The organism is Sorangium sp. So ce119, from assembly GCF_051524405.1.
GTDB classification, from domain to species: domain Bacteria; phylum Myxococcota_A; class Polyangia; order Polyangiales; family Polyangiaceae; genus Sorangium; species Sorangium cellulosum_G.
The window spans coordinates 2170159-2195560 of the sequence record NZ_CP150310.1; the positions used below are offsets into that span (position 1 = coordinate 2170159).

The following is a 25402-nucleotide window of genomic DNA, read 5'->3' on the forward strand; positions in this document are numbered from 1 at the left end:
CTCAGGCCCCCCAGCGGAGGGCCGGGGTGTGCACCGGCGCGTCCCACCAGCGGATCATCTCGCCGTCGAGCTTGAGCAGGGTCGCGGACACGCCGGCCATGTCGAGCGACGTGATGTACGGTCCGACGAGGCTGCGCGCGACGTTGAGGCCGCGCTCGCGCGCGATCGCGTGCGCCCTGCGGTAGACGACGTAGAGCTCGATGAGCGGCGTCCCGCCCATGCCGTTGACGAACAGGAGCACGTCGTCGCCCGGCTTGAACGGCAGGTCCTCGAGGATCGGCTGCATCAGGAGCTCGGCCAGCCGGTCCGCGGGCTCCAGCGGGGCGCGCCGACGGCCGGGCTCGCCGTGGATGCCGATGCCGACCTCCATCTCGGCCGGGCCGAGCTCGAACGACGGCTTGCCGGCGTGCGGCACGGTGCACGCGGAGAGCGCGATCCCCATGCTGCGGCCGCGCGCGTTCACCCGCCGGCACAGCGCCGCGACCTCGTCGAGCGGCCGCCCGGCTTCCGCGGCGCCGCCGCAGATCTTCTCGGCGAGCACGGTCGTCCCCACGCCGCGCCGTCCGGCCGTGTAGAGGCTGTCCTCGACCGCCACGTCGTCGTTCACGAGCACGCCCTCGACCGAGGTGCCCGCCTCGCGCGCGAGCTCGGCGGCCATCTCGAAATTCATCACGTCGCCGGTGTAGTTCTTGATGATGTGGAGCACGCCGGCGCCGGCGTCGACCGCCCGCGTCGCCTCGGCGATCTGGTCCGGCGTCGGGCTCGTGAACACGGCCCCCGGACAGGCGGCGTCGAGCATTCCGCGCCCGACGAACCCGGCGTGCAGCGGCTCGTGCCCGCTGCCGCCGCCCGAGACGAGGGCGACCTTGCCCTTCTCCTTCGGCGCCGCGCGCGTGACGAAGAGCGGCGCGGTGTTCACCCGGAGCAGATCGGCGTGCGCGAGCGCCATGCCCTCGACCGCCTCGCCGACGAGATCTTCCGGCGCGTTGATGAGCTTCTTCAATCCTGCCCTCCGCTCCGTCGGCGTCCGTCGCCGTCTGTTGCCGTCTGTTGCCGTCTGTTGCCGTCTGTTGCCGTCTGTTGCCGTCCGTTGCCGACCGCTATCGTCCGTGACCGCGCTGCCGTGGGCAGGATATCCCCATGGCGTCGCCTGCCGCGAGGGGGGATCTTTTCTCCGCGCTGCCCTATCCTCCGGGCCGTGGATCGACTTGCTCCCACGCTCCGCCCCCGCGGCCGCCCGGCGGGCTTCCAGCGCTGGAGAGAGCTGCTCTTCCTGCACTGGGAGACGCCGGCCGCCGCGCTCCGCGCCGTGGTGCCGCCCGGCCTCGAGCTCGACACGTTCGAGGGCAGGGCCTACGTCGGCGTCGTCGCCTTCACCATGCGCGACGTCACCCCGTGGTGGTCGCCGAGCGTGCCGGGGATCTCGAACTTTCACGAGCTCAACGTCCGCACCTACGTGCACCGGGAGGGGCGGGACCCGGGCGTGTGGTTCTTCAGCCTGGATGCGGCCAAGGCCCTCGCGGTCCTGGTGGCCCGGGCGGGCTGGCACCTGCCCTATCACCACGCCTCGATGGCCCTCGAGTCGCGGGACGGCGAGGTCCATTACCGCAGCGAGCGGCGCTGGCCCGGCCCCGTGCCCGCGCGCTTCGAGGCGCGCTACCGCGTCGGCGCGCCGATCGGCCCCGCGGCGCCGGGGACGTTCGAGCACTTCCTGGCCGAGCGCTACCTGCTGTTCGCCGCGCGCGGGGGCGAGCTCCGGATCGGGCAGGTGCACCACGCGCCCTACCCGCTCCACCGCGCCGAGGTGAGCCACGTCGAGGAGAGCGTCGTGGCCGCGGCCGGCCTGCCCGCCACCGAGGGGGCGCCGCACGTGCTCTACAGCCCGGGCGTGGACGTCGACGTCTACGCGCTCGAGCCCGCCGCGCGGCCGGGGTGAAGCGGCTGCCTGCGCGAGGCCGGCGGCCGCGGGGGTCGACGGATCGTGCGCGCGCCTCAGTGCCTCTCGAGCCAGTGGATGACCTGGGACTCCAGGCCCGGCGCGGCCCCGAACCCGAGGCTCAGCGTCCCCGGGAAGCCGACGTGCCCGCCGAGCTGGAGCCACTGGACGTCGAGCAGCGGCGACAGCGGGTGGGCCTCGAGCGCCGGCCGCACCGTGTCGAGCGGCACCATCGGGTCGGCCTCGGCGGCGACGAGCAGCGACGGGACGCCGAGGTCGCGCAGGCGCGGGGCCGCGCTCTCGATCGCGTAGTACGCCTCCGGGCTCTGGTACCCGAACCAGCGCGTCATGATGCGGAGATCCCACTCGCGCATCGTGCGGACCGCGAGCGCCTCGCGCAGGGGCAGCGGCACGTCGCGGCGGGACGCGACGGCGCTGTACATCTCCTTCAGCCCCGCCAGCACGTGCCGGCGGTACAGCCAGCGCTCCGGCTGGTCGATGGCGGCGACCGACCGCGCGAGATCGAGCGGCGGGCAGATGGCCGCCACGGCGCGGAGCCGCGGATCGTGAGAGCCCGAGGCGGCGTAGCGGAGCGCGAGGTGCCCGCCGATCGAGTAGCCGACGAGGAGCACGCGCTCGTACCGGGCGAGCTCGGGGGAGGCCACCGCGGCGTGCAGATCGGAGAACAGGCCGGCATGGTAGATGCCGGCCCCGTCGCCCCCGGCGCCGCGCAGGTTGACGCGCAGGGACGCGAGCCCGGCGCGCTCGGCCTGCGCGGCGGCCGAGACCACGTAGTAGCTGTCGGCCGTGCCGCCGAGCCCGTGCACGATGACGAGGATCGCGCGCGCGCCCTCCCGGTGGCGGATCCTGCCGAGCAGCCGGACGGGCCCTGCAGGCGTCTCGTCGACGTGCACCGAGAACGGGGAGGACGGGGGGAGCGCGGGGGCGCGAAGCTGATGCTTGAGCCAGGGAGCGATCGTCCAGAAGTGGCCGTGGAGGATGCGCCGCATCGGGGCGGTCCTACCACGGCCTGCGCAGCGCTTCTAACGCGCCCGCGCGCTCACGGGCACGCGACTTCGTCGGTCCCGGCGCAGTCGTTCCGGCACTCGTTGCACAAGGCGCAGGTGAGGGCCGCGTCGAAGATCGCGGCGCTCTCCGGGGCTGCCGCCCTGCACTCATCGCATTCCGCTCCTGCGCACGTGCGGATGCAGCTCACGTACTCGAGGCAGGCCACGCTGTCGGTGCACCTCCTGAGCTCGTCGGCGCAGTTCCCCTCGAACGCGCACGCGACGCACCCCTCGACGGAATCGCCGCACACACCGGAGTTGTCGCACACGGGCGGCGGGACGGCCCGCCGGACGTGGAGCGTGAACGCGCCCGGCGTGGAGTCTCGGGCCCCGTCGACCACGACCACGACGGTCTGGCCGGCCTCGAGCCTCACCGTGACCTCCGAGTCCTCGGTCAGGGTGTCGTCGCTGCACCCGAGCTGAGGCCCGCGGCAGACGCCGTCGTGCACGTGGAGCATCGTGTCGAACTCGGACCCGAACGTGTCGAACACGTAGTCGCCCGTGACCGGCGCCGTGAACGCGTATCCCGCGTCGGGGCTGTCCGCGTCGCCGCACGCCTCCGTCACGGTGGCGCTCACGCTGTCGGGCCGCCCGACCGTGCTGCCGGTGATCGTCTGCGGCACCGCGGAGCCGAGCGTGCCCGCCGGGCAGCTCGGGGCGCTCCGCCGCGTGATGCTCAGCTCGAAGGTGCCCGTCTCGCCGTCGGCGCCGTCGACCACGACGTAGACGGTCTGGCCCGTGGCCAGATCGGCCGTGACGACGGCGTCGCCCGGGTCGGCGTTGCAGGCGATCTCGGCGCAGCCCCCCGCGTCGAGCAGGGCGAGGACGACGTTGTACCCGGACCCCGCGCTGTCGAAGGAGTACACACCCGCGGTCGCGGCGGTGAACGCGTAGATGCGCTCGCTCGCGCTCGTCGCCACGCACGAGGGGGCGTACGTGCTCGACCCGCCGGCCGTCGTGCCGTTCACGATCTGCGGCACGGCGCTGCCGAGGTCCTGGCCCGGGCCCACCGTGCACGCGCACATCCCGGCCTGGCAGACCTGCGAGTCGTTGCACGCCGTGCCGCACGCGCCGCAGTGCGCGGCGCTGGTCTGGACATCGACGCAGGCGTCGCCGCAGGAGGTGAGCCCCGAGCCGCAGTCCTCCGCGTCCTGGCAGGTGCCGGCCACGCAGGTCTGGTCCTCGTCGCACGCGTTGCCGCATTCGCCGCAGTGATCCGCGTCCGTCTCGGTGCTCACGCACGCGCCGCCGCAGTCGGTGAGCCCGTCGGAGCAGCCCTCCTGGCAGGCGCCGTCCTCGCAGACCTCGCCCTCGTCGCACGCGTTGCCGCAGCGGCCGCAGTGCTCCGCGCTGGACGCGATGTCGACGCAGACGCCGTCGCAGTCGGTGCGCCCCGCGGCGCAGCCGCCGCCCTGGCAGGCGCCGTCCTCGCAGGTCTCGCCGTCGTCGCAGGCGCTGTTACAGCTCCCGCAGTGCGCCGCGTCGCTCTGGAGGTCGAAGCACCCGTCGCCGCACGCCGTCTGGCCCTCGTCGCAGCCCACGCAGGTGCCCGACACGCACGTCTCGCCATCGTCGCAGGCGGCGCCGCAGGCGCCGCAGTGATCCGGGCTGGACGTGGTGTCGACGCAGACGTCGTCGCACGAGGCGAGCGGCGCGACGCACGTGGGCGGGGTGGTCGTGCCGCCGTCCGAGCACGACGCCACGGAGGCGAGCACCGCCGCGGCGAGCCAGAGCAGGGTGTACGTCGGCGCGAGCCTGGAGCGCGATCTGAGCTTTTGCATGAGCCTTCCCTCGGCAGAGATGCCGGCGACGGGGGTAGTAAGAGCAGCTATCGGGGAGGATACGCTGATGGCCTTCCAGGCTGTCAATGCTCGCGGGCCCGCTCTGACGGCTCGTTCACGCGGCTCGCTGTCGTGCGTCAGGGCCGCGGCGGCCCCTCGGCTGCCTCGCGCCCATGCGCCCGCGGCGCCGCGGGCGACGCGGCGCCGCCCAGCCGCGAGGCCGGCAGGAACTGGAGCAGCGTGAGCGCCTCGGCCACGTCGTCGTGGCCGATGAGGCCCAGGTATCTCTCATCGTCGTACACCGCGACCACAGGGGCGCTCTTCTCGGACATGAGCCGCGCCACCTCGTCGAGCGACCGATCGGCGTCCACGCGGACGACGTCGCGCCGCATGATCCCGGCGACGTAGGCGCTGCCCGCGCCCTCGGCGAGCGCGCGGATCACGTCGGCGCGCGTCAGGACGCCGATCGGCTCCCCCTCGAGCAGGACCGCGAAATCGGACTGGTACGTGGTGAGGATGTGCTCGGCCGCGTCGTGCACGCGGTCGCACGGCGACAGGGCGATCGCGCGGCGGTTGTAGGCGCGCCCGACGGGGACGCCGCCGAGGACCGAGCTCGCGCGCTCGGCCGCCCGCTCCTGCGACGCGCCGAGGAACACGATCACCGCGATGAAGGCGAGCACCAGGTGGCCGGACAGCAGGGCGACCGCGAACAGGCCGACGGCGATCACCTGCCCGATCGCGGCGGCCGCGGACGTCGCGCGCGCCGGGCCGACGGCCATCGACAGCCCCGCCCGGAGCACGCGCCCGCCGTCGAGCGGCAGGGCGGGGATCATGTTGAACAGCGCGAGCGCCACGTTGGCGCCGAGGAGCCAGAGGAGCGCCGTCTGCAGCGACGGGGTCGAGGCCGCGCCGAGCTCGGTCATCGCCGGGAGGAAGCCGAGGAGGGCGCCCGCGAGCAGGAGCAGCGCGGCGAGGGCGACGTTCACGGCGGGGCCGGCGAGCGCGATGAGCAGCTCGTGGAGCGGCTTCTGCGGGCGGCCCGAGAGCATGGCGACGCCGCCGATCGGCAGGAGCAGGATCTCGCGCACCGCGAGCCCGAAGCGCCGGGCCACGAGGCTGTGACCGAGCTCGTGCAGGGCCACGCAGGCGAAGAGCGCCAGCATCAGCGCGGCGCCGAACAGCGCCCCCCGGGCGCCGTGGCGGCCGCTCCACTGGAGCGCGCCGACGGCGACGATGAGGCCGAACGTCGCGTGCACGTTGACGTCGATCCCGGCGACCCGGGCCACCTTGAATGACCACTTCATCTGTCTGGCTCCTGCTGGATGCGCGCGAGCGGCGCGTCACGAAGCGGGAGACGCCGACGACCGCGCGCCGGGCGGTGTGGCCGGGTCGCTGGTCATGAAATCTCTCGATGCCTGCTCGACGATCCTTTGGCAGTCAAAGCAATGCGCGTACCGCGGTTCACGGCGCCGCGGGCCGGATCACGGGCGCTTTTTTCCGCGGCGTCGCGCCGCAGCGGGGCATTTCGCACCGGGTCGCGAGGCGGGGTTGTTGGCGCGGGAACATCCGGAGAGCGCGCCTGAGACGGAGCCGCGGGGCAGGCGAGGAGCGCCGTGAGCGCGCCCCCGCGCGCGCCGCCCTGTCCGGCGCTGCGTTGGCTTGCCACGCGCGCTCGCCGCGCAGGCGGATCTTTTCGGGACGGCAGGGGGCCGCAGATTGCCGGAGCGCGGGAGGCGGTCTACGACGGCGAGGGCGCGCGAGCGAGGGCCTGTCATGACGCAAACCGCTACGAGCACGGACAAGTTCCCCCCGCAGATCAAGTACATCATCGGAAACGAGGGGTGCGAGCGCTTCAGCTTCTACGGCATGAAGAACATCTTAACGTTCTTCATGATCAACTACATGTTGATCCACGAGCACGTGGCCAAGGCCAACTACCACCTGTTCGTGAGCGCCTGCTACTTCTTCCCGCTGCTCGGCGGCTTCCTCTCCGACCGCTTCTTCGGGAAGTACCGGACGATCCTCTGGCTCTCGCTCGTCTACTGCGCGGGGCACGCCTGCCTCGCCCTCTTCGAGAGCACCCCGGCCGGCTTCTACGCGGGGCTCGCGCTCATCGCCCTCGGCTCGGGCGGGATCAAGCCGTGTGTCTCCGCGCACGTCGGCGACCAGTTCTCGGAGGAGAACAAGCACCTCGTCAAGCACGTGTTCGCCCTCTTTTACTGGATCATCAACTTCGGATCGTTCTTCGCGTCCGCGCTGATCCCGAAGACGCTCGAGTGGTTCGGGCCGAGGGTAGCGTTCGGGATCCCCGGCGTTCTCATGCTGATCGCGACGCTCGTGTTCTGGATGGGGCGCGACAGGTACGTGCACGTGCCCCCGACCGGCAAGAACCCGCACTCGTTCCTTCGCGTCCTCTGGGGTGCCCTCCGGGGCGGGCGCGGCGGGCGTGGCGGCGCCGCGCGCGGGCACTTCCTCGACGCGGCGCGCGGCGACCACCCCGAGGGTGCCATCGAGGGCGCCAAGGCCGTCCTGCGGGTGATGACGATCTTCGCCCCGATCCCGGTGTTCTGGGCGCTGTTCGATCAGAAGGGGTCGACCTGGGTCGTGCAGGCGACGCGCATGGACCTCGAGGTCCTCGGCCACCGGCTCGCCCCGTCGCAGCTCATGGCGCTCAACCCGCTCCTGGTGATGCTGATCATCCCGTTCAACACGATGATCCTCTATCCCGCCCTCGAGCGGCGCGGGTTCCGGCTCTCGGCGCTCGGCCGCATGACGGCGGGCATGGCGGTCGCGGGGCTGTCGTTCGTCGCGGTCGCCGCCATCGAGCTCGCGATGACGTCGGGCAGCGCGCCCAGCGTGCTCTGGCAGGCGGGGCCTTACCTGCTCATCACGTTCGCCGAGGTGCTCGTGTCCACCACGGGCCTCGAGTTCGCCTATTCCCAGGCGCCGCGCGAGATGAAGAGCACCATCATGAGCTTCTGGAACCTCACCGTGACCGTGGGCAACCTGATCACCGCCGGCGTCGCGGCGCTCAACGTGTTCACGGGCGCGATGCAGTACCTGTTCTTCGCGGCGCTCATCTTCATCGCCGCCGTCGTCTTCGGGCTCCTCGCGCGGCGCTACGTGGTGGTCGACTACTTCCAGCGCAGGCACGCCGGGGCCGCGCCCGCCCCCGCCTCCTGACGCGCGCTCAGCCCTCGCGGCGCGGCTCCTCGTCGTCGAGATCGGCCTCGGCCGGCGGCGGGACGCGGACCCGCACCGTGCGGATCTGCCGGGGGCTCGCGTCCACGATGTGGAGCTCCGCCCCGCCCGGGGTCGTCAGGACGTCGCCGGGCGCGGGGATGCGCCGGGCGAGCCCCATGCAGAGGCCGGCGACCGTCGACCACCGCACGTCGTCCGGCAGCTCGATCGCGAGCTGCCGGCTCAGCTCGTGGACCGGCATGTCCCCGGGCACGAGCGCCGACCCGTCCGGCTCGCGCTGGATCGTCTCCTGCGATCGCGCGTGCGCCTCGTTCTCGGCGAAGATCTCGCCGACGAGCTCCTCGACGAGGTCCTCCATCGTGACGATGCCGATCATCCCGCCCTGCTCGTCGACCACGACGGCGAGCTGGAGCCGCCGCCGCTTCATCTCGGCGAGGAGGTCGACGGCCGGCATCGACCCGACGACGAAGTACGCCGGGCGGAGGACGCTCTCCAGCGAGAACTGCCCGTCGCCCCAGAGCAGCGCGAGCACCTCCTGCATCGTGACGTAGCCGATCACGTTGTCGTTCGACCCCTCGTGGACCGGCATCCGCGTGTGGCCGTGATCCAGCACGGTGCGCCGCACCTCCTCGGCCGTCGCCCCGCGCGGGAGCGCCACGACGCGGCCGCGCGGGAGCATCACCTGGAGCGCGGTGAGCCCGGCGAAATCGAGGGCGCGGGAGGCGATCTCGCCGGCGCGCCTGTCGACCGAGCCCGCCTCGGCGGCCTCGTCGACGATCTGCTGGATCTCCTCGGGCGAGATGCGCGCCTCGACGAAGTTCGTGCGGTCGCCGAAGATCCGCAGCACCACGTTCGAGCTCGCCGTGAGCAGCCAGACGAGCGGGCGCGCGAGCGACGACAGCCCGCGCAGCGGCGGGCCGACGAGCATCGCGTACCGCTCGGCGGTGCGGAGCGCGAGCGACTTCGGGACGAGCTCGCCGAGGACGAGCGAGAGGAACGACACGAGCGCGACCACCGTGGCGAGCGCGAGCTCCTCGGCCGCGTCCCCGATGAACGGCACCGCCCGGAGCACCGGCTCGAGGTCCTTCGCCAGGGTCGACCCGCCGAAGGCGCTCGCCGTCGCGCCGACGACGGTGATGCCGATCTGCACGGTGGCGAGGAAGCGCTCCGGGTTGTCCCGGAGGCGCTTGACCGCGCGCGCCCGGCGGCTCCCCGACTGCACGAGCTGGTCGAGCCGCGTCTTGCGGATCGCGACGACCGCGATCTCGGCGCCCGAGAAGACGCCGTTCACGAGCACGAGGGCCAGGATGACGAGGATCTCCGAGAGAATGACGGCTCCTTCCGAGGCGCTCCGGGTGCATAGCGCGTCGGCCGCCGGCGCGGCAGGGGCATCGCGCCGGCGAGCGGGGCCGGCGCGCCGCGCTGAGCCCGGCTCAGGCGCCCTGTCGGTCGGCGCCGTACGCGCGCTCGACGCGGCAGACGCGCACCTCGTATGCGTCGTACCAGTCCGCGCGCCCGCGCGCCTGCGCGGCGCGGTGCTCCTCGTGCTGTCGCCAGGCGCGGATCGACTCGAGGTCGCGCCAGTAGGAGACCGTGATCCCGTGGCCGTCGGCCGAGCGCACGCTCTCGATGCCGAGGTAGCCGGGCTGTTCCCGGGCGAGGTCCTCCATGCGCTCGCCCATCGCGCCGTAGCCGTCGTCTCCGGGCGTCCGGCGCGAGGTGAAGATGACGGCGTAGTAGGGGGGCTCGAGGTCAGGGCAGGGGAACCGCATGCCCCATCATGCCGCAACCCGGGGGGGCCGCGCAGGCCGGCGCGACGCCGCGACGCCGCGACGTGGGGGCGGCGCGGCGCGGCGGGGTCAGGCCGCCGCGCCGCGGCGGGGTCAGGCCGCCTTGCTGGCCCGCCGGTCCCGGACCGCCTGGGCGAGCAGCTCGAGCACCGGCACCGTGTCGCTCCAGCCGAGGCACGCGTCGGTGATGCTCTGGCCGTAGGTGGGGAGCTTGCCCGGCGCGAGATCCTGCCGGCCGCCCACGAGGTGGCTCTCGATCATCACGCCGAGGATGTCGCGCGAGCCGGCGCGGAGCTGGTCGGCGAGGTTCTCGGCCACGGCCCGCTGGCGCGCCGGGTCCTTCTGGCTGTTGCCGTGGCTGCAGTCGACCATCATCCGGCGCGGCAGGCCCGCCTTGGTCATGCGGTCGCCGGCCTCGCGGACGTGCTCGGCCGAGTAGTTGGGCCCGCGCTGCGAGCCGCGCAGGATCACGTGGCACGCCGAGTTGCCGCGCGTCGCCACGATCGCGGAGATCCCCTGCTTGGTCACGGACAGGAAATGGTGCGCCTCGCGCGCGGCCCGCACGGCGTCGACGGCGATCTGGACGTCGCCCTCGGTGCTGTTCTTGAAGCCCACGGGGCACGACAGGCCGGAGGCGAGCTCGCGGTGGATCTGGCTCTCGGTCGTGCGCGCGCCGATCGCCCCCCAGGAGATGAGGTCGGCGATGAACTGCGGCGAGATCGTGTCGAGGAACTCCGTCGCGCTCGCGAGCCCGAGCTCGGCGATGTCGCGGAGCAGCCCGCGGGCGACGCGGAGCCCCTTGTTGATCGAGAAGCTCCCGTCGAGGTCCGGGTCGTTGATGAGCCCCTTCCAGCCGACCGTGGTGCGCGGCTTCTCGAAGTAGACGCGCATGACCACGAGCAGGTCGTCGCTCAGCCGGTCGCGCTCTTCCCGGAGCCGCGCGGCGTACTCCAGGGCGGCCTTGGGGTCATGGATCGAGCAGGGGCCCACCACCACGAGGAGCCGGTCGTCGTCGCCCGAGATGATGCGCTCGGCGGCCTTGCGCGCGAACGCCACCGTCTCGGAAGCCGCGGGGCTGACGGGGATCTCTTCGATAAGGATCGCGGGGGGGATCAAGGGCCTGAGCCCTGCAATACGAAGGTCGTCGGTCGAGTAGTACATCGTTGAGGTTCCAGCATAGCGCGTTGCGATATGCCCCGACTACCCACACGTTGGACGGACGCGCTTTCCCCTCGTCGCCCGGTTCGTCGCTCGGGTCGTCGCTCGGTTCGTCGTCGGTTTCGCTCGACCTGGAGATTTGTCTCGCGGGCGCTCGCGGGCTGCCGAGGGCGTCCGGGGCGCTGGGTCCGCCGGCCGGCGCCGCTGCTCACGCGTCCGCCGGCGCGTGCGCCTGCTCCGCGCCGCGCTTCAGGCGGAGCGGCCTGCCGCCCGGGGGGGGTCGGCGGGGCGCTGCAGCCGGCCTCGTGCTCGCGCCGATCGCGCGGGTGGGTCGCTCCGGCGGCGCGGGCGGCGGTGCGGCCAGCTCCCCGGCGCCGCGCGCCGCGGGGCTGGGCGGCCGCCGGCGCTTCGGGGCTGGGCGGGGCTCCTCGAGCTGCGCGCGCAGCGAGGCGATCGCGCGCGTGCGCCACTTGTAGGCCGTCGACAGGGGGATCCCGTGCTGCTCGGCGACGGTCGCCATCGGCACGCCTTCGATGTCGTGCTCGATGAGGATCCGCTGCTCCTCCTCCTGGAGGGCGCCGAGCCGCGACAGGATGAGCGAGCGCGTCTGCTCCGCGTCGATCTGCTCCTCGGCGTTCGGGCGCTCATCGGCGACGCGCGGCGGCCCACCGGAGGACAGCTCCTCGCGCCGGTGGTGCGCCCGGTCGCGGTAGTGGGCCGCCACGTGGACGGTGATCCGGTTGAGCCACCGCTCCGGCCGCGCGCGGAGCGGATCGTAGGTGGGGAAGCTCTGGTATCCCGCGAGGAAGACGTCCTGGAGGATGTCGCGCCGGTCGCGGCGTGGGACCCCGAGCCGCTTGAGCCAGTTCCAGACGGAGTCGTAGGTCTTGCCCCGGAAGAGCCGTACGAAGGCGCGCTGTCTATCCAGCGGCATCAGCGGAGCGGAGGCGCGGTGCGGTTGTCCCATGCTCGCTTAGTTAGGAGGAGCCGATCTCTCATCTCAAAGAAACGTCATCACCCCCTGAAATAGGTCCTTCTGTCCGCTCGGCAACGCGGATGAGGGAGAGGGCGAACGAGAGGAGAACTCGGCGCTTCTCGTGGCGCTCGAAGGGGCCTTTTGATCTGGATCGCTGTGCCGGACGCGGCGGCGAGCGGCTCTAGAATGCCGGGGAGGGCGGACTGGGGGGCGCGGCTCTGGCGCGGAGCGCGCGGAGCGCTGCGGTTCGTTCGGCGCTCAGGCGGCCAGCGGGGAAACGCTTTTCGTGCTCGACGAGGTGGCGGCTCGCCTCCGCGTAACGGCCGCTCGAGAACGCGGCGATCGCGCTGTCGATGAGGGCGCGCTCCGCGGCGATCTCCTGGTCCCTCGACGCGGCGGCTGGCGCCGCGACCTCGCGGGCGGGCGGGGACGCGACGCCGGCGGGACGGGGCGCGGCTCTTCGTCCGGAGAGCGCCTCGGCGCCCGCAGGCGCGGTCGAGGCGCCCGCGCCGCCCGGCGGAGCGTCCGGCGCTGAAGCGGCGCTCGGCAGCGGGGCTGCGTCCGTGGGCGGCGGCGCCGCCTCAGCGGGCGGCGGCGCGGCCTCGGGCGGCGGCGGCGCGACGGCGGCCATGACGGGCGCGGTCGCAGCGGGATGTCCGGCGGGGGGGCGGGGCGCGGCGGCGCGCATCGCGCCCAGCACGATCGCGAAGGACACGGCGGCGCCTGCCAGCGGGACGGCCACGCCGGCGGCGGCGTGGAGCGCGCCGGCCCGCGTGGGGACGACGCCCGTGGAGGGGAGCCTCCGTGACGACAGCGCGCCGCGGGCGCGGCGGTAGAGCCTCGCGAGCAGCGTGCCCGCGACGTCGCGATCGGCGCGCGCCTCCTGGACCAGGGCGCCGGCGCCGAAGGGGATGAGCGCGAGACCGCGGCCGCGCTGGCGCGCCTGCCACCGCCGCATCGCCGCCTCGACGTCCATCCAGGCGAGCCGGTGGCGGCTCCACGCGGTGCTCAGGGGGATCGAGAGCTGCTGGGCGATCTCGGCCATGTCGATCTCCTCGATCTCGTGGGCGACGAACACGCAGCGGCGCTCGAGCGGCACCTCCTCGAGCAGCTTGTCGAGCACGCAGCGCCGGTCCCTCGCGATGGCGCGCTGCTCGGAGTCGGGGGTGGCGTCGGGCAGCGCCTCGAGGTCGTCGAGCGGCCGGAGGCGCTCGCGCCGGCGGTGGGCCCGCCGGAAATGGTTCGACGCCTGGTGGGTCGCGATGCCCATGAGCCACGAACGCACGCTGCCCCGGCTCGGATCGAAGCGCGGCAGCGCGCGGTAGGCGCCGGCGAGCACCTCCTGGGCGACATCGTCGATGTCCTGCGCCCGGACCCCGAGGCGCGCGAGGTAGCGGGCGATGAACGAGAAATGCTCATCGGTGATGGCCGCCATCACGGCGTGGGAAGGTTCCTCGGACGTGCTCTTGCGTGACGCTGCCCCCATCTGTTCCCCCTCGTTCCCCTCGTTCCCCCTCGATCGCGGCGACGTCGCCGCCGCGGAGCTGGTCAATGCCGCGCCCATGGGCCCCAACCCAGGAGAGCGCGCCGCGCGGGCGCCCCGAGCCCCGCGACGAGGCCGAAGTCGACCCGGAGGCCGACGAGCCCGCCGGCAGACGGCGGGACCCAGAGGACGGCGGTCGGGCTCTCGACGCGGAGCTCCGAGAGGCGGAGCACGATGTCTCCGTAGATCTGGACGGCGAACCAGTCGGAGAGCGGCAGCTCGACGCCGGCGCGCGGCCCCGTGGCGAGCCAGAGCGTCGATGTCTCGTCGAGCGCGACGCCCCGGGTGGCGGTCGTCACGACCCCGAGCGACACGAACGCGCAGGCGAAGAGATAACGCACCTGCGAGCACGGCACAGCGCTCGCCGCCGCGAGCCAGGTCGAGACGATTCCCGTGTCCACGCTCATCCCGGCGGGCCACTGGACGAGGCCCTCCAGGCCGAGCGAGAAGGAGGGATAGCGGAGCGCGGCGTGGAGCACCGTCCCAGGGCTCGTGTCCTGCAGCAGCCCGAACACCGCGGCCCCCGTGAACCCGACCCTGAGCTCCGGCCCCGCGGGGCGCGCGGGCAGCTCGGCCGCGACCTCGACGGGGCGCGCCGGCGGCGGGGGCGGCGGCGGCGCGGGCTGCACGCGCAGGCTCGGGTCGAGCGCGACGCGCAGCGAGAGCGCCATGTTCATGACGAGCTCTCTGCAGTCGTCGTTGTAGGCGACCAGGTGGCGCGACCACGTGACGGCGCCGTCCGCGTCATGGAGATCCATGGTGGCGTGCATCTCCCGGCCGGGGCCGCGGAAGATGAGGGTCCTGGCCTGCAGGGCCGCCGCGGGCTCCACCGGGTCGTAGCCGAGCTGCCTGATCATCTCCTCGCGAAGGAGCCCCTCGCCGGGGCAGCGCTCGGCCCCCGGCGCGCGCCGGTACTCGAGCTGCACCGCCGCCCGCGGCGGCGAGGCCGCGGCGCGCCAGGGCGAGAGCAGGGCCGCGGCCGCGGCGGCGAGGCACGCCCGCGCGAGGGCCCTCGGCCGCCTCGGCGCCGCTCCGCCGGTCCCGGTGTTCCTCGCTGACGTTGCGGACATGGTGCTCATCGCGGCGTGATGACGCGCTCGTTCAGGCCAGGGTTCGAGTGCGAAAGGGCCGCATCTCCCCGAGGCGCGGCCAGGTGGCTCCGCTACAGGGCGTCCACGGGCAGCGCGAGCCCCACGCCGACCACCGCGGAGAGCGGCGGGACCTGCCATATCTCCCGGTTGTTCACCCAGAGCGATGGACGGCTATGGTTCGTGCGCAGCTCCGCGAAGCCGCGCAACGACAGGTGCGCGGAGAAGGGCCAGTCTCCGGCGGCCCGCAGGCCGACCGAGCTGACCCAGGGCTTGCGCGCCTGGATGCTGACATCCGGGTCGCTCGTGATCTGCAGCTCGCCCGCGTCGAACACCGCGCACACCGACAGGACCCCGCGGTGACCGCAGATGTCGAGCGCCGGCATCGCGAGGCTCGCATGCACGAGGACGCCATCCGCGAAGGTGTCCGCCAGCGAGGTGAGCATGCGCGCCTCGACGGAGATCGACAGGCTCGGCCAGCGGAACGTGGTCGCGAACGACGCGCCTCCGGCGAGCGCGGGAAGGAGCCCCACCGCGAGCAGCGGGGAAGCGGAGATCTCGCCGCGCAACATGTGATCTTCCTCCTGCGCCTCCCGTCGCGCTTGCTGCGTCTCCCGTGGTGATTCAGACCGAGGCGTATCCGCGTGCGCCGAGGCCGTTGCCATGGAGACAACGAGCATGGCGGCGCAACCGACGCGTACCATCGGCGTCCCGGTCAGGGCGGGATCTGTACCGCACCGGGCGGAGTGAACGCCTCGATCCGAAGCACCCCGCCGCCTGCCCTCCGGCCGCTACACCCCCCCATGTGCCCCCCTCCTCAACGTCTCCCGCGCCCGTGGGACACTGCACCTCGGCCGCGCGGCGGAGGTGGGCTCGGCCTCATCGCTCCCACGTCGTGATCTTGTAGATACTGACTTTGGCGCGCAGGTAAAGCCTTTTGTGTGCGCGTAAGAGGGCACGTGGCGCATTGTATTTTGGTTTTTTGATTTCTCTCCTCCGAGAGATTTTTGTCATCCTGCCGGTCGTGCGATGGGGCCCTAGGTGCAAGACCGCTCTCTGTCGCTGCTGTTCTGGTAATGCCTGACGTCGATTCAGGAAACACCTTATTCCGCGCCCTCGGGCGGCTCTTCCTGGGCGCGCGTGGCGAGGCGGCCTTCAGTCGTTGTTCCTGCCCGGACGTGTCGTGCAGCAGAAGGTGCTGGGCCCCGTGAAGATCACGTCTCCTGTCGGCTCTCCGCCGCGCGGCTCGCACCTCCCGGGCTCGTTGACGTGCCAGACCGCCCTCATGCTCTTGGGCCGGACCCCGGGCGTCGGGGCGAGGCAGCCCGGGTCTTTGCCCGACGCCGTGCCGGCGGTGAGCAGAACGCTGCATGCCCCGTCCCGGTAAGAAAGGAGCGTCAGAGAGCACTCGCTGCCTGTCGGGGGGCCGCACTCGCACGGCGTGCAGCGGCGCTCGTCCCTCATGTCGTCGTAGAGCACGACCTGCGCCGGGTACTCCGGCGGGCAGGTCACCTCTCCCTCGCCGAGGTGCATGATGCACTGGGAGAAGTCCCGCATCTCCTCGGCCGGCACGCACGTCTTCGCCAGCGTGGCGCAGGTGTCTTCCCGGGTCACGCCGGCGCACGCCTTGCCGGAGCGATACCACCGCGGGAACGGGGGGACGATGAGCGGCACGGGCGGCGGCTCCTCGCTGGGCTCGCAGGGCGTGACCCTCGGCGAGCCGAGCACGAGCGCCTTGTGGTCGCTCGCCAGGGCCTCGCTCGGCACGCAGGCGCCGTTCAGGATGTCCCGGGCGCCCCGCAGCGGGAGCCCCGCTCCGTCGCACCTCGCCGACGCGGCCGTCCTGAGGCCGTCGGGCAGGGCGCAGGCCGGCTCGCTGCACCGGCACGGGTTGCACGCGAAGGGGTCGTCGAGGGACTGGTGCCCCTTGTACACCGTGGCAGGGGCGGATGGAGGGCACTGCGGCTCATCCACCGTCCTTCCGACCCAGAGCAGGGCCGGGCCGTCGAAGCCCTCCGGAGCCGGGTGGACACACTGCCCGCTGCACGTGCCGCACTCGGCGATGCACGCATCGGGATCGGGCGCCGTGCTGCACTGTTGCGAGCACGTCAGATAAACCGAGGTGCCATCGATGATGCAGCTTCCGAGGCTCGCGGCGAACAGCAGCGCAAGCGCGAGACGGGTCTTCTTCATGAGATCTCCTCTTCGGGAAGAGCTCGCGGCCCCCGACTGGCGCTCGGCTTACTACAGATCCGATCGTTTCAGGCGAAGACGCGCCGGAAACGCCGACGAATCACGCCGCGAGGCGCATTGCGGTCCGAGCTGGTGAATTCTAACCGATCGTGAGGGCAGGCTGCTTTTGTCCGCGCAGCGCCACGTCGGGCGCCCTGTTTCATTTTTCGAAATGGCGACTCGCCTCATGGCGTATGCCTCTGTTGTCGAGCGCGACGGGAGCGCTGCGCGGCGTGATGTGGAGCGCAGGGGATGCAGCGGAACGCGGCGGTGCGCAGCCGAGCGCGCCGGGACGCAAGCGAGCGCAACGGAACACAAATGAACGCAACGGAGCACAACCGGCTCGCTCGCCGCCTGGACGCGGGGCATGCGCGGCGTGCTGTTCCGACAGGCGAGCCGGTCTGTATCCATGCGCGCGAGCGCCTCTGACGGCCGTGAAAAGCGCTCGCGAGGCGCGCTTGCTGCGTTACGCTCGGATCCAGATGAGTGGGGATCCATCCGGTAACGAGCCCGCGCTGCAGCACCCGGCGCCCCGTCCTCAGGAAGAAGCCGTCTCGCAGGGGGCGCCGGGCGACGCGCTGGTCCCGTCCGCGACCGTCTCGCTCTCGTCCGGGCGTCGCTACGAGATCGAGGCGACCCTGTCGGGCGATCGCCTCGTCGTCCGCGGCAGGGACGGCGAGCTGGTCTTGCAGATGGAGATCACCGAGGCCGGTCCGGTGCTGTCGTTCTCGGCGCCGAGCGGCGAGCGCGCCGGCGCGTGGGGGGACGAGCCCGCCGCGCCGCCGCGGCGGGCGACCTGGGCGCCGCAGTCCGCGATCGTCCCCCCCGCGAGCGCGAAGGGCTACCCGTCGGAGGGCGAGGCCGACGAGGCGATCCAGGTGCCGCGGGCCATGCCGCTGCCCACGATCAAGCTCCCGCGCGACGCCGAGCTGCTGGAGCTCGACGGCGGCAGCGCGCGGTCGGGGGTCACCCTCCGGCGGTCCGCCGGCGAGCCCGGCGAGGGCAGCGCCGCGCCGATGCCGTCGGGCGCCGTGCCCTCCGTGCCGTCCCCGGAGCCGGACCTGCACGGCAAGCCGCCCGCGCTGCCCTCGCTCAGCTTGCAGCAGTACGCGGCCCTGTGCGCCGAGTCGTCGGTCGGGGTGGCCTCGTCGTTCGACCGGGCGCTCCTGCGCCACGGCATCGCGGACCGTGACCTGTGGAGGGCGGTCGATCGGAGCTGGCAGGACCGGCTCGAGCGCGAGCCGATGCTCACGCTGCGATGGATGGAGCTCACCACCCGTTACCGCGAGCACCTGACGCGCCGGTAGAGCCCCGCGGCGCCGGGCCGCGCGGCCCGTGAATTCCTGCTAGAGCTGCGCCCCGCGCTCGCCGGGCGAGCTCCCGGGATCTGGAACACGAGGCGGCGGCAGGAGACGCCTGATATCCTTCCCGTTCTCTCGTCTTCCTGTGAACATCGACAAGAAGCGGCGCCGGTCCGGGAGAGCGCGCGAGCGCGCCGTGGACCTGGCGTCGGCGTCTGGAGTCTCAGTGCAGGGTCTGCTCGAAGCCATCAGAAAAGCCTGTCTTCCGGGCCTCTGGTCCCAGGGCGTGAAGCTCGCCCGCGAGGGCGCCGCCTTCGGCCGGGAGGACCGCGGCGAGTCCGTCGTGATCCGCGTCAAGGCGGCGGGCCAGCCCGTCGCGCCCACCGTCACCCTCTACCCCGCGGACGCCGAGTGGACGTGCGACTGCGGCGGCAAGGTCGATCCGTGCGCCCACGCCGTCGCGGCGGCCATATCGCTCTCGCAGCCGGCCGCGCCGGCCCAGCCGGCCGCGCCGGCCCAGCCGCCCGCTCCAGGCGAGCCGGCCGCGTCGGCCCAGCCGCCCGCTCCAGGCCAGCCGGTCGCCCCGGGCCAGCCGCCCGTCCCGGGCCAGCCGACCGCGCCAGCCTCGCCGGCCGCGCAGGCCCGGCCGTCGGCGCCGACCGAGCCAGCGCGGCTGCGGTACCGGCTCCGGCGCAAGGGCCTCGTGCTCTCGCTCGAGCGCATGATCGTGCACGCGAGCGGCGCCGAGGAGCCGCTCCGGGTCTCGCTCGCCAGCCTCGCGGGTCGGGTCGCGCGGGCCCCGATGGGCGCCGACCGGCCCGGGCCGAAGCTGCCCGAGCTCTACCCGACGCACGAGGACCTCGCGGTCGACCGGCTCGTGGGCACCAAGCAGCACGGGTATTTCCCCTCGGACCGCCAGCCCGAGCTCTTCGCCGCGCTGGCCGGCGTCGCCGACGTGGAGCTCGACGGCGCGCCCGTCCGCGTCTCCAGCGAGGCGATCGGCCCCCGCGCCACGGTCCGCGATCACGACGACGGCGTCGCGCTCGTCGTGGAGCGGGACGCGCGCATCGACGAGGTGATCGCGTCGGGCGTCGTCCGATGCGGCGGCACGCTGCACCTGCTCCGCGAGACGGACCTCACCGGCCCGAAGCTCGAGCGCCTCCCGCTCCGGCGGGTGTTCCCGCGGGGAGATCTCGGCAAGCTCGTGACCCAGGTCCTGCCGGAGCTCACGAAGCGCGTCCCGGTCACCGTCCAGAGCCAGCGCTTGCCCCGCCCGGGCGGCGCGTCGCGGCCGCGGATCCTGCTCGAGCTCAGCCAGAAGGACCACACGCTCTCGGTCGTGCCCAGCCTCGTGTACGGCGACCCGCCCGAGGCGCGCATCGAGAACGGCCGGCTCGTGCACCTGTCCGGCCCGGTGCCGGTCCGCGACGAGGCCGCGGAGCGCGTGCTGCTCGTCCGGCTGCGCGACGAGCTGCACCTCATCCCGGGCCGCCGGGTCGATTTCGACGGCGCCGAGGCGGTCCGCTTCGCCACGCGCCTCGAGGCCTGGGACGCCCGCGCCTTCGCCGAGGCGCGGGGCGAGCTGTTCGGCAGGGCCGAGCTCGTGCCGCGCTTCGTCATCGACGACCGCACGTTCGACGTCGACTTCGAGCTCGCGACGGGGCGGGACGACGGCGAGGGCGGCGAGGGCGGCGGCGCGCCGCGGAAGCGCGCGGACGCCGCGGCCGTGATCCGGGCGTGGCAGGACGGCCTGCCGCTCGTGCCGCTCCTCGGCGGCGGCTGGGCGCCGCTGCCCGCGGCGTGGCTCGAGAAGTACGGCGCGCGCGTCGCCGACCTGCTCGCGGCGCGGCGCGACGACAAGGAGGTGCCGCCCGCGGCCCTCCCGGCGCTCGCCGCGCTCTGCGACGAGATCGAGCACCCGCGACCGTCCGGCTTCGACAAGCTGATGCCGCTGCTCGACGGCTTCGCGTCGCTCCCCGAGGCGCCGCTGCCCGCCGACCTGACCGCGACGCTGCGCCCGTACCAGCGCCGCGGCGTCGACTGGCTGACGTTCCTGCGCGACGCCGGCCTCGGCGCGGTGCTCGCCGACGACATGGGGCTCGGCAAGACGCTGCAGACGCTCTGCGCGGTGCGCGGGCGGACGCTCGTCGTGTGCCCGCGCAGCGTCGTCCACAACTGGGCCGACGAGATCCGGCGGTTCCGCCCCGGCCTCCGGTTCGCGATCTACCACGGCGCGCGGCGCGCGCTCGACCCCGCGGCCGACATCACGCTGACGACGTACGCCGTGCTCCGCAACGACGTCGAGCTGCTCGCGGCGCAGGCGTGGGACGTGGTGGTGCTGGACGAGGCGCAGGCGATCAAGAACCCCGACAGCCAGGCGGCGCGGGCCGCGTTCGCGCTCCGCGCCGAGCTGCGCGTGGCGCTGAGCGGCACGCCGGTCGAGAACCGCCTCGACGAGCTCTGGAGCCTGCTGCACTTCACGAACCGCGGCCTGCTCGGCGGGCGCAGCGCCTTCCAGGACCGCTACGGCCGTCCGATCGCCGAGGGCGCGGCCGGCGTGGCGGCGGAGCTGCGGCAGAAGATCCGCCCCTTCGTGCTGCGGCGCCTGAAGCGCGAGGTGGCGCCCGAGCTGCCGCCGCGCTCGGAGATGGTGCTCTACTGCGAGCTCGAGGAGGCCGAGCGCGAGCTCTACGAGGCCGTGCGCGCGGCCACGCGCAAGGACGTGGTGGCGCGGCTCGCGGAGGGGGCGAGCGTCATGGCGGCGCTGGAGGCGCTGCTCCGCCTGCGCCAGGCGGCCTGCCATCCGGCGCTGATCCCGGGATCGAGCGGCGGAGACGCGGGCCCGGCGTCGCGGACGACGCCGTCGTCGAAGGTGATGCGGCTGCTCGAGGCGCTGGAGGAGTGCGTGGCGGACGGCCACAAGGCGCTCGTCTTCTCGCAGTGGACGTCGCTGCTCGACCTCGTCGAGCCGCACCTCACCGCGGCGGGGATCCCGTTCAACCGGCTGGACGGCTCGACGCGCGATCGCGCCGGGGTGGTCGGGGCGTTCCAGTCGGCGGGCGGCCCGCCGGTGATGCTCATCTCGCTCAAGGCGGGCGGCACCGGCCTGAACCTGACCGCGGCGGATCACGTCTTCCTGCTCGACCCGTGGTGGAACCCGGCGGTCGAGGATCAGGCGGCCGATCGCGCCCACCGCATCGGGCAGCACCGCCCGGTGATGGTGCACCGGCTCGTCGCGAAGGACACGGTGGAGGAGGGGATCCTCGCGCTGCAGGAGCGCAAGCGCGCGATCGCCGGCGCCGCGCTGGGCGAGGCGGACCGGGCGGTGTCGCTCACGCGGGAGGACCTCCTCGCGCTGCTGCAGTAGCGCGCGGGCGCCCTCCGCGAGGGGCGTTCACGCGCGCCGCCGCCTGCCGCTCACCTGCAGCTCACGTCGATCGAGCCCGGCGGCTGCACGATCTTCTCGGCGGCGAGCTGCGCGTCCGCGACGCCGAGCTGCCCGTGGTCGTTGCTCCCGAAGCAGGAGATCGAGCCGTCGTCGTACACCGCGCAGATCGAGTCGGTGTAGAAATTTCCAGCGAGCGCCAGCACCGGTCGCTGCGTGAAGATCGGCGCCAGGGGCTGCGGGGGAACGCCCGGCTCGAACGTGTTGGTGACGGCGCACTCCACCTTTCCGGCCGCGGTCAGCCAGCAGGAGCGCCCGACGCGGTCGGCATAGGTGCCGTCGACCACCTCGCCGGGCGCGCCGCCCGTGCTCTCGCGGCACCTGAACCCGTCCGGCCCGACGCGGCACTCGGCGCGGCCGTTTTCCATGCGGAAGAGGTCCGGAGCGTCGAGCAGCGTCATGCCGAACGTATCGACCGCGACCGACCTGCTGGCGGGCCCGATCGGGACCGGGCTCGTTCCGTGGTCGTGACCGGAGCAGAGCGCCTCTCCGCCGACCGTGAGCGCGCAGAGCTGGTCCCACGTCCCCGTCGCGATCCCGGCGGCGAGCACCCCCGTTCCCCAGGGCACGAAGCTGGCCGACGGGTCCGAGCTTCCGCCGCCGAACTGCCCCCAGCTGTTGGCGTTGCCCATGCACTGCGCCTCGCCGCCGCGCGTCCTCACGCAGATCGCGTTGCCATCGTCGCTGTTGAAGGTGGGCGATATCAGGATCTGGGCGACGGCGGGCGCGCCGGACACGTCCGTGAACTGCGGCCCGAAGACGTGCGTGTAGATCCTGCCCGCGCACCGGAGGACGCCGCCGGGCCCGCCGTAGCAGACCGCCCGGTCGCCCACCGCGATCGCGACGAGCGCTTCGCACGGCTCCCCTGCCTGGTCGAGGAACGCGGTCTGCGACCCCTGCCACATGAAGCGATCCGGGCCAGGAGGCACCGGCAGCGCGGCCCTGGGCGCGGTGTCTCCTCCTCCGTCCCCACCGCCGCCGCCATCGCCGCCATCGCCGCCATCGCCGCCGCTGGTGCTCGACGAGCTCGCTTCGATGCCCGACGAGGACGACGCGCCGTCGTCACCGCCGCTCCCACCAGCGCCGGAGCTGAAGTCCCGTACCGTCGTGGAGCAACCGAGGCTCAACGTGGCGGTGAGGATACCGATCGAGCGACAGCGCGTCGAAGAGAGCACTTCAGCCTCCTGGTGGTGGTCAGACCGATTCCCTGCATTGCATCGGCTCGCGTGCGCGCGTCAACGTCATTGCAGCTCCGCGTCGGCCGCCTCACGCGCTTTCCTCCAGCGGGCCGAGCCGCGTTCGCGCTCTCGACCTCTTCGTCGCGCTCCGTGTCGCGTCGGGCGCCGCGGCGCGCGGTTGCGGGCACCGAGCGGCCATGGGATGAGCGGCCGTGATGCGAACCTCCACGCTCCCCCTCGTCGCGCTGCTGACGTCGCTCGCTGCGTGCACCGGCAACGGCCCGCGCGAGCCGGCGCCCGAGCCGACTCCGCCCGCCCCGCCTGCGGAGCCCGCCGCGCGACCGACCGCGTCGGCGCCGACGACGCAAGCGCCGACGACGCAGGCGCCGACGACGCAAGCACCGACCGCTTCCGGGTCGACGACGCCGGCGCCGACCGCTTCCGGGCCGACGACGCCGGCGCAGGCCACGACCCCGGCGCCCGGCGGCGACGCGCTGCTCGGCACCTGGAGATCCGCCGCGTGCGCTCCCCGCAAGTACGAGCGCGTGCTCTCGTTCACGAAGGACGGCAGCTTCGCCGCGGAGGATCGCGTCTCTCCCTGCCCGCCGCGGGTCGCGTGCGTCTGGTCGGGCATCGTCCACCGCAAGGGGGCCTTCAAGCGCTCCGGCGACACCGTCTCGCTCTCGGTCGCCGAGGCGTCGCAGGGGCCGGGCGGTCAGCCGTTCCCGACCACGCTCACCGTCGACGCGGCGGGCGGGCTCGCCGAGACGGGCGAGAACGGCAAGCCCTGCCCGTACCAGCGCTGATCCTCCCGCCTCCAGGCCCCACCTCGCCCGCTCCGCGGCCGCGCGCGGCCGCCGGTTCGCGCCCGGGCGCCCGCGTGCTAAGCACCCCCGCTTCGATGAGCTCCGAGAGCGACGCCGCCGGTGCAGGCCGGCCGTTCACCCCCGCCGAACTCGACACTTGCCTGAGGGTGCTCGAGTCCCTGGTCGACGATCGCGCGCAGCTCGCCTCGATCAGCGCCGAGGACCGCCGCCGGCTCCTCCTCGCCGCCGGCCGCGTCTCGCGCCCCGAGCGCGCGGAGCAGCGGGAGCTCGCCAGGGCGTTTCGCAAAAGCGACAGGCGCGCGCAGCGGTCCGCCGACACCGCGCTCCTCGACGCCGTCGGCATCCGCGCCGCCCGCCGTGAGCCCGTGTTCCGCACGCCGGAAGCCCCCTCGCTCGCTCCTCCCCCCACGTCCGTCGCCGCGCCCCCCGCGCTGAACTCACCGCCTTCCGCGCCGCCCGCCGCCGGGGAGCCCGCGCCGCCGAGCGAACGCGGCGCGCCGGAGCTCGCGAAGCCGCGCAAGTGCTATGTCTGCAAGGCCGAGTTCCGCAAGGTGCACTTCTTCTATGACTCGATGTGCGGCGCCTGCGGCGACTTCAACCATGCGAAGCGCAGCCAGACGGCGCCGCTCGACGGCCGCGTCGCGCTGGTCACCGGCGCCCGCGTCAAGATCGGCTACCAGGCGGCGATCCTGCTGCTCCGCGCCGGCGCGCGGGTGATCGTCACGACCCGCTTCCCGCACGACGCCTCCCGCCGCTTCTCGGCGGAGCGCGACTTCGACGTCTGGGGCTCGCGCCTCTCCATCTATGGCCTCGACCTCCGCCACACGCCGAGCGTCGAGCGCTTCACGCGCCACCTCCTCCACACGCTCGATCGCCTCGACGTCATCATCAACAACGCCTGTCAGACCGTGCGCCGCCCGCCCGGCTTCTACGGCCACCTCATCGAGGGCGAGGCCGCGCCCGTCCATGCGCTCCCGGAGGCCGCGCGGCCGCTGCTGGAGGAGTACGACGGGCTCCGCGCGCGCGGCGCGCTCCCCCTCATCGCGGGCGACGACCCCTCCGCCGGCCTCCGCGAGCCCGCGCTGCTCTCCCAGATCCCCGCCCCCGGCGACGAGCCGCTCGACGACGTGCTCTTCCCGAAGGGCCGCTACGACGCCGATCTCCAGCAGGTCGATCTCCGCACGATGAACAGCTGGCGATTGACGCTCGCCGAGGTCCCGACCGTCGAGATGCTCGAGGTCCAGCTCGTCAACGCGGTCGCCCCCTTCGTGCTGAACTCCCGGCTCAAGCCGCTCATGGCGCGACACCGCACCTTCGACAAGCACATCGTCAACGTGTCGGCGATGGAGGGGCAGTTCTACCGCCGTTACAAGACGGACAGGCACCCTCACACCAACATGGCAAAGGCCGCCCTCAACATGATGACGCGCACCTCCGCGCCCGACTACGCGAAGGACGGCATCTTCATGAACAGCGTCGACACCGGCTGGGTCACGGACGAGGACCCCGCGGCCCTCGCCGCCCGCAAGCTGGAGGAGCACGGCTTCCACCCGCCGCTCGACATCGTCGACGGCGCGGCCCGCATCTGCGACCCGATCTTCTCCGGGCTGCTGACCGGCCAGCACATGCACGGCCAGTTCCTCAAAGACTACCTGCCGACCGACTGGTAAGCGCCCCCGCCCGGCGGCTCCCTCGGCGCGCCGCGTGGGAGCCGCCCGCGCTCCACGCACGTCCCGAGCGTCCCTCGAGTCGCGGGGGCGTTGCCCATGACGCGACGATCACGTGCCTCCGCCGCTCGCGCGCCCCCGTCGGCTATGCGCACACCTCCACCGACCGCGACGCCCCCGGTGCGCCACGGCAAGCTCGGCTATGACGCTGT

At 73.3% G+C, this 25402-nt stretch carries 19 protein-coding genes; 6 read left to right on the forward strand and 13 right to left on the reverse strand.

The genetic code is table 11. From position 1 onward, the window contains the following. Position 1: 1 nt before the first annotated feature. The gene (dhaK, locus tag WME76_RS08510; RefSeq protein WP_437959671.1) at positions 2-1003 is read right to left on the reverse strand and encodes a dihydroxyacetone kinase subunit DhaK; all 1002 of its coding nucleotides are present in this window, start codon (positions 1001-1003) and stop codon (positions 2-4) included. Positions 1004-1198: 195 nt separating this feature from the next. On the opposite strand from dhaK, the gene WME76_RS08515 reads away from it, so the two are divergent. After that, positions 1199-1936, forward strand: coding sequence for a YqjF family protein (locus tag WME76_RS08515; protein WP_437959672.1), 738 nt, complete (start codon positions 1199-1201; stop codon positions 1934-1936). A gap of 56 nt (positions 1937-1992) precedes the next feature. Here the strand turns inward: WME76_RS08515 and WME76_RS08520 are convergent, their stop codons facing one another. The 3 genes from WME76_RS08520 to WME76_RS08530 form a co-directional block, all read right to left on the reverse strand. Further along, positions 1993-2946 (reverse strand): alpha/beta fold hydrolase, encoded by a 954-nt coding sequence (locus WME76_RS08520; protein ID WP_437959673.1) that lies wholly within the window; start codon positions 2944-2946, stop codon positions 1993-1995. A 50-nt stretch (positions 2947-2996) separates the two neighbouring features. Next, entirely contained in the window at positions 2997-4784 is a 1788-nt protein-coding gene (locus WME76_RS08525) for an MXAN_6577-like cysteine-rich protein (protein ID WP_437959674.1), read from the reverse strand. Between the two features lie 137 nt (positions 4785-4921). Further along, positions 4922-6088, reverse strand: coding sequence for a site-2 protease family protein (locus WME76_RS08530; RefSeq protein WP_437959675.1), 1167 nt, complete (start codon positions 6086-6088; stop codon positions 4922-4924). Between the two features lie 469 nt (positions 6089-6557). Here WME76_RS08530 and WME76_RS08535 point away from each other — a divergent pair, with 469 nt between their 5' ends. Then, positions 6558-7967: a POT family MFS transporter gene (locus WME76_RS08535; protein ID WP_437959676.1), complete on the forward strand. Its 1410-nt coding sequence runs from the start codon at positions 6558-6560 to the stop codon at positions 7965-7967. A gap of 7 nt (positions 7968-7974) precedes the next feature. On the opposite strand, the gene WME76_RS08540 is transcribed toward WME76_RS08535, so the two are convergent. The 8 genes from WME76_RS08540 to WME76_RS08575 all read right to left on the reverse strand — a co-directional run bounded on the left by WME76_RS08540 (position 7975) and on the right by WME76_RS08575 (position 16733). Continuing rightward, on the reverse strand, positions 7975-9315 hold the full coding sequence (locus tag WME76_RS08540) for a hemolysin family protein (RefSeq protein ID WP_437962090.1): 1341 nt from the start codon (positions 9313-9315) through the stop codon (positions 7975-7977). A 103-nt stretch (positions 9316-9418) separates the two neighbouring features. Further along, positions 9419-9757 (reverse strand): antibiotic biosynthesis monooxygenase family protein, encoded by a 339-nt coding sequence (locus WME76_RS08545; RefSeq protein ID WP_437962091.1) that lies wholly within the window; start codon positions 9755-9757, stop codon positions 9419-9421. A 111-nt stretch (positions 9758-9868) separates the two neighbouring features. Then, positions 9869-10936 carry a 3-deoxy-7-phosphoheptulonate synthase gene (locus WME76_RS08550; protein ID WP_437959677.1) on the reverse strand — a complete coding sequence of 356 codons (1068 nt, stop codon included), beginning with the start codon at positions 10934-10936 and terminating at the stop codon, positions 9869-9871. Between the two features lie 205 nt (positions 10937-11141). Further along, on the reverse strand, positions 11142-11867 hold the full coding sequence (locus WME76_RS08555) for an RNA polymerase sigma factor (protein ID WP_437959678.1): 726 nt from the start codon (positions 11865-11867) through the stop codon (positions 11142-11144). A 223-nt stretch (positions 11868-12090) separates the two neighbouring features. Further along, a complete protein-coding gene (locus WME76_RS08560; RefSeq protein WP_437959679.1) occupies positions 12091-13395 on the reverse strand; it encodes an RNA polymerase sigma factor in 1305 nt (434 codons plus the stop codon). A gap of 62 nt (positions 13396-13457) precedes the next feature. Next, positions 13458-14522: a hypothetical protein gene (locus WME76_RS08565; RefSeq protein WP_437959680.1), complete on the reverse strand. Its 1065-nt coding sequence runs from the start codon at positions 14520-14522 to the stop codon at positions 13458-13460. Positions 14523-14614: 92 nt separating this feature from the next. Then, positions 14615-15112: a hypothetical protein gene (locus tag WME76_RS08570; RefSeq protein ID WP_433935666.1), complete on the reverse strand. Its 498-nt coding sequence runs from the start codon at positions 15110-15112 to the stop codon at positions 14615-14617. A gap of 583 nt (positions 15113-15695) precedes the next feature. Beyond that, positions 15696-16733: a hypothetical protein gene (locus WME76_RS08575; RefSeq protein ID WP_437959681.1), complete on the reverse strand. Its 1038-nt coding sequence runs from the start codon at positions 16731-16733 to the stop codon at positions 15696-15698. A 521-nt stretch (positions 16734-17254) separates the two neighbouring features. Here WME76_RS08575 and WME76_RS08580 point away from each other — a divergent pair. Continuing rightward, positions 17255-18079, forward strand: a complete 825-nt coding sequence (locus WME76_RS08580) for a hypothetical protein (RefSeq protein ID WP_437959682.1) — start codon at positions 17255-17257, stop codon at positions 18077-18079. A 280-nt stretch (positions 18080-18359) separates the two neighbouring features. Further along, positions 18360-21440, forward strand: a complete 3081-nt coding sequence (locus WME76_RS08585) for a DEAD/DEAH box helicase (RefSeq protein ID WP_437959683.1) — start codon at positions 18360-18362, stop codon at positions 21438-21440. A gap of 50 nt (positions 21441-21490) precedes the next feature. Here the strand turns inward: WME76_RS08585 and WME76_RS08590 are convergent, their stop codons facing one another. Further along, positions 21491-22693 (reverse strand): hypothetical protein, encoded by a 1203-nt coding sequence (locus WME76_RS08590; protein ID WP_437959684.1) that lies wholly within the window; start codon positions 22691-22693, stop codon positions 21491-21493. A 218-nt stretch (positions 22694-22911) separates the two neighbouring features. On the opposite strand from WME76_RS08590, the gene WME76_RS08595 reads away from it, so the two are divergent. Continuing rightward, the gene (locus WME76_RS08595; protein WP_437959685.1) at positions 22912-23502 is read left to right on the forward strand and encodes a hypothetical protein; all 591 of its coding nucleotides are present in this window, start codon (positions 22912-22914) and stop codon (positions 23500-23502) included. Between the two features lie 95 nt (positions 23503-23597). Then, positions 23598-25193, forward strand: a complete 1596-nt coding sequence (locus WME76_RS08600; RefSeq protein WP_437959686.1) for an SDR family NAD(P)-dependent oxidoreductase — start codon at positions 23598-23600, stop codon at positions 25191-25193. The last annotated feature ends 209 nt before the right edge of the window (positions 25194-25402 follow it).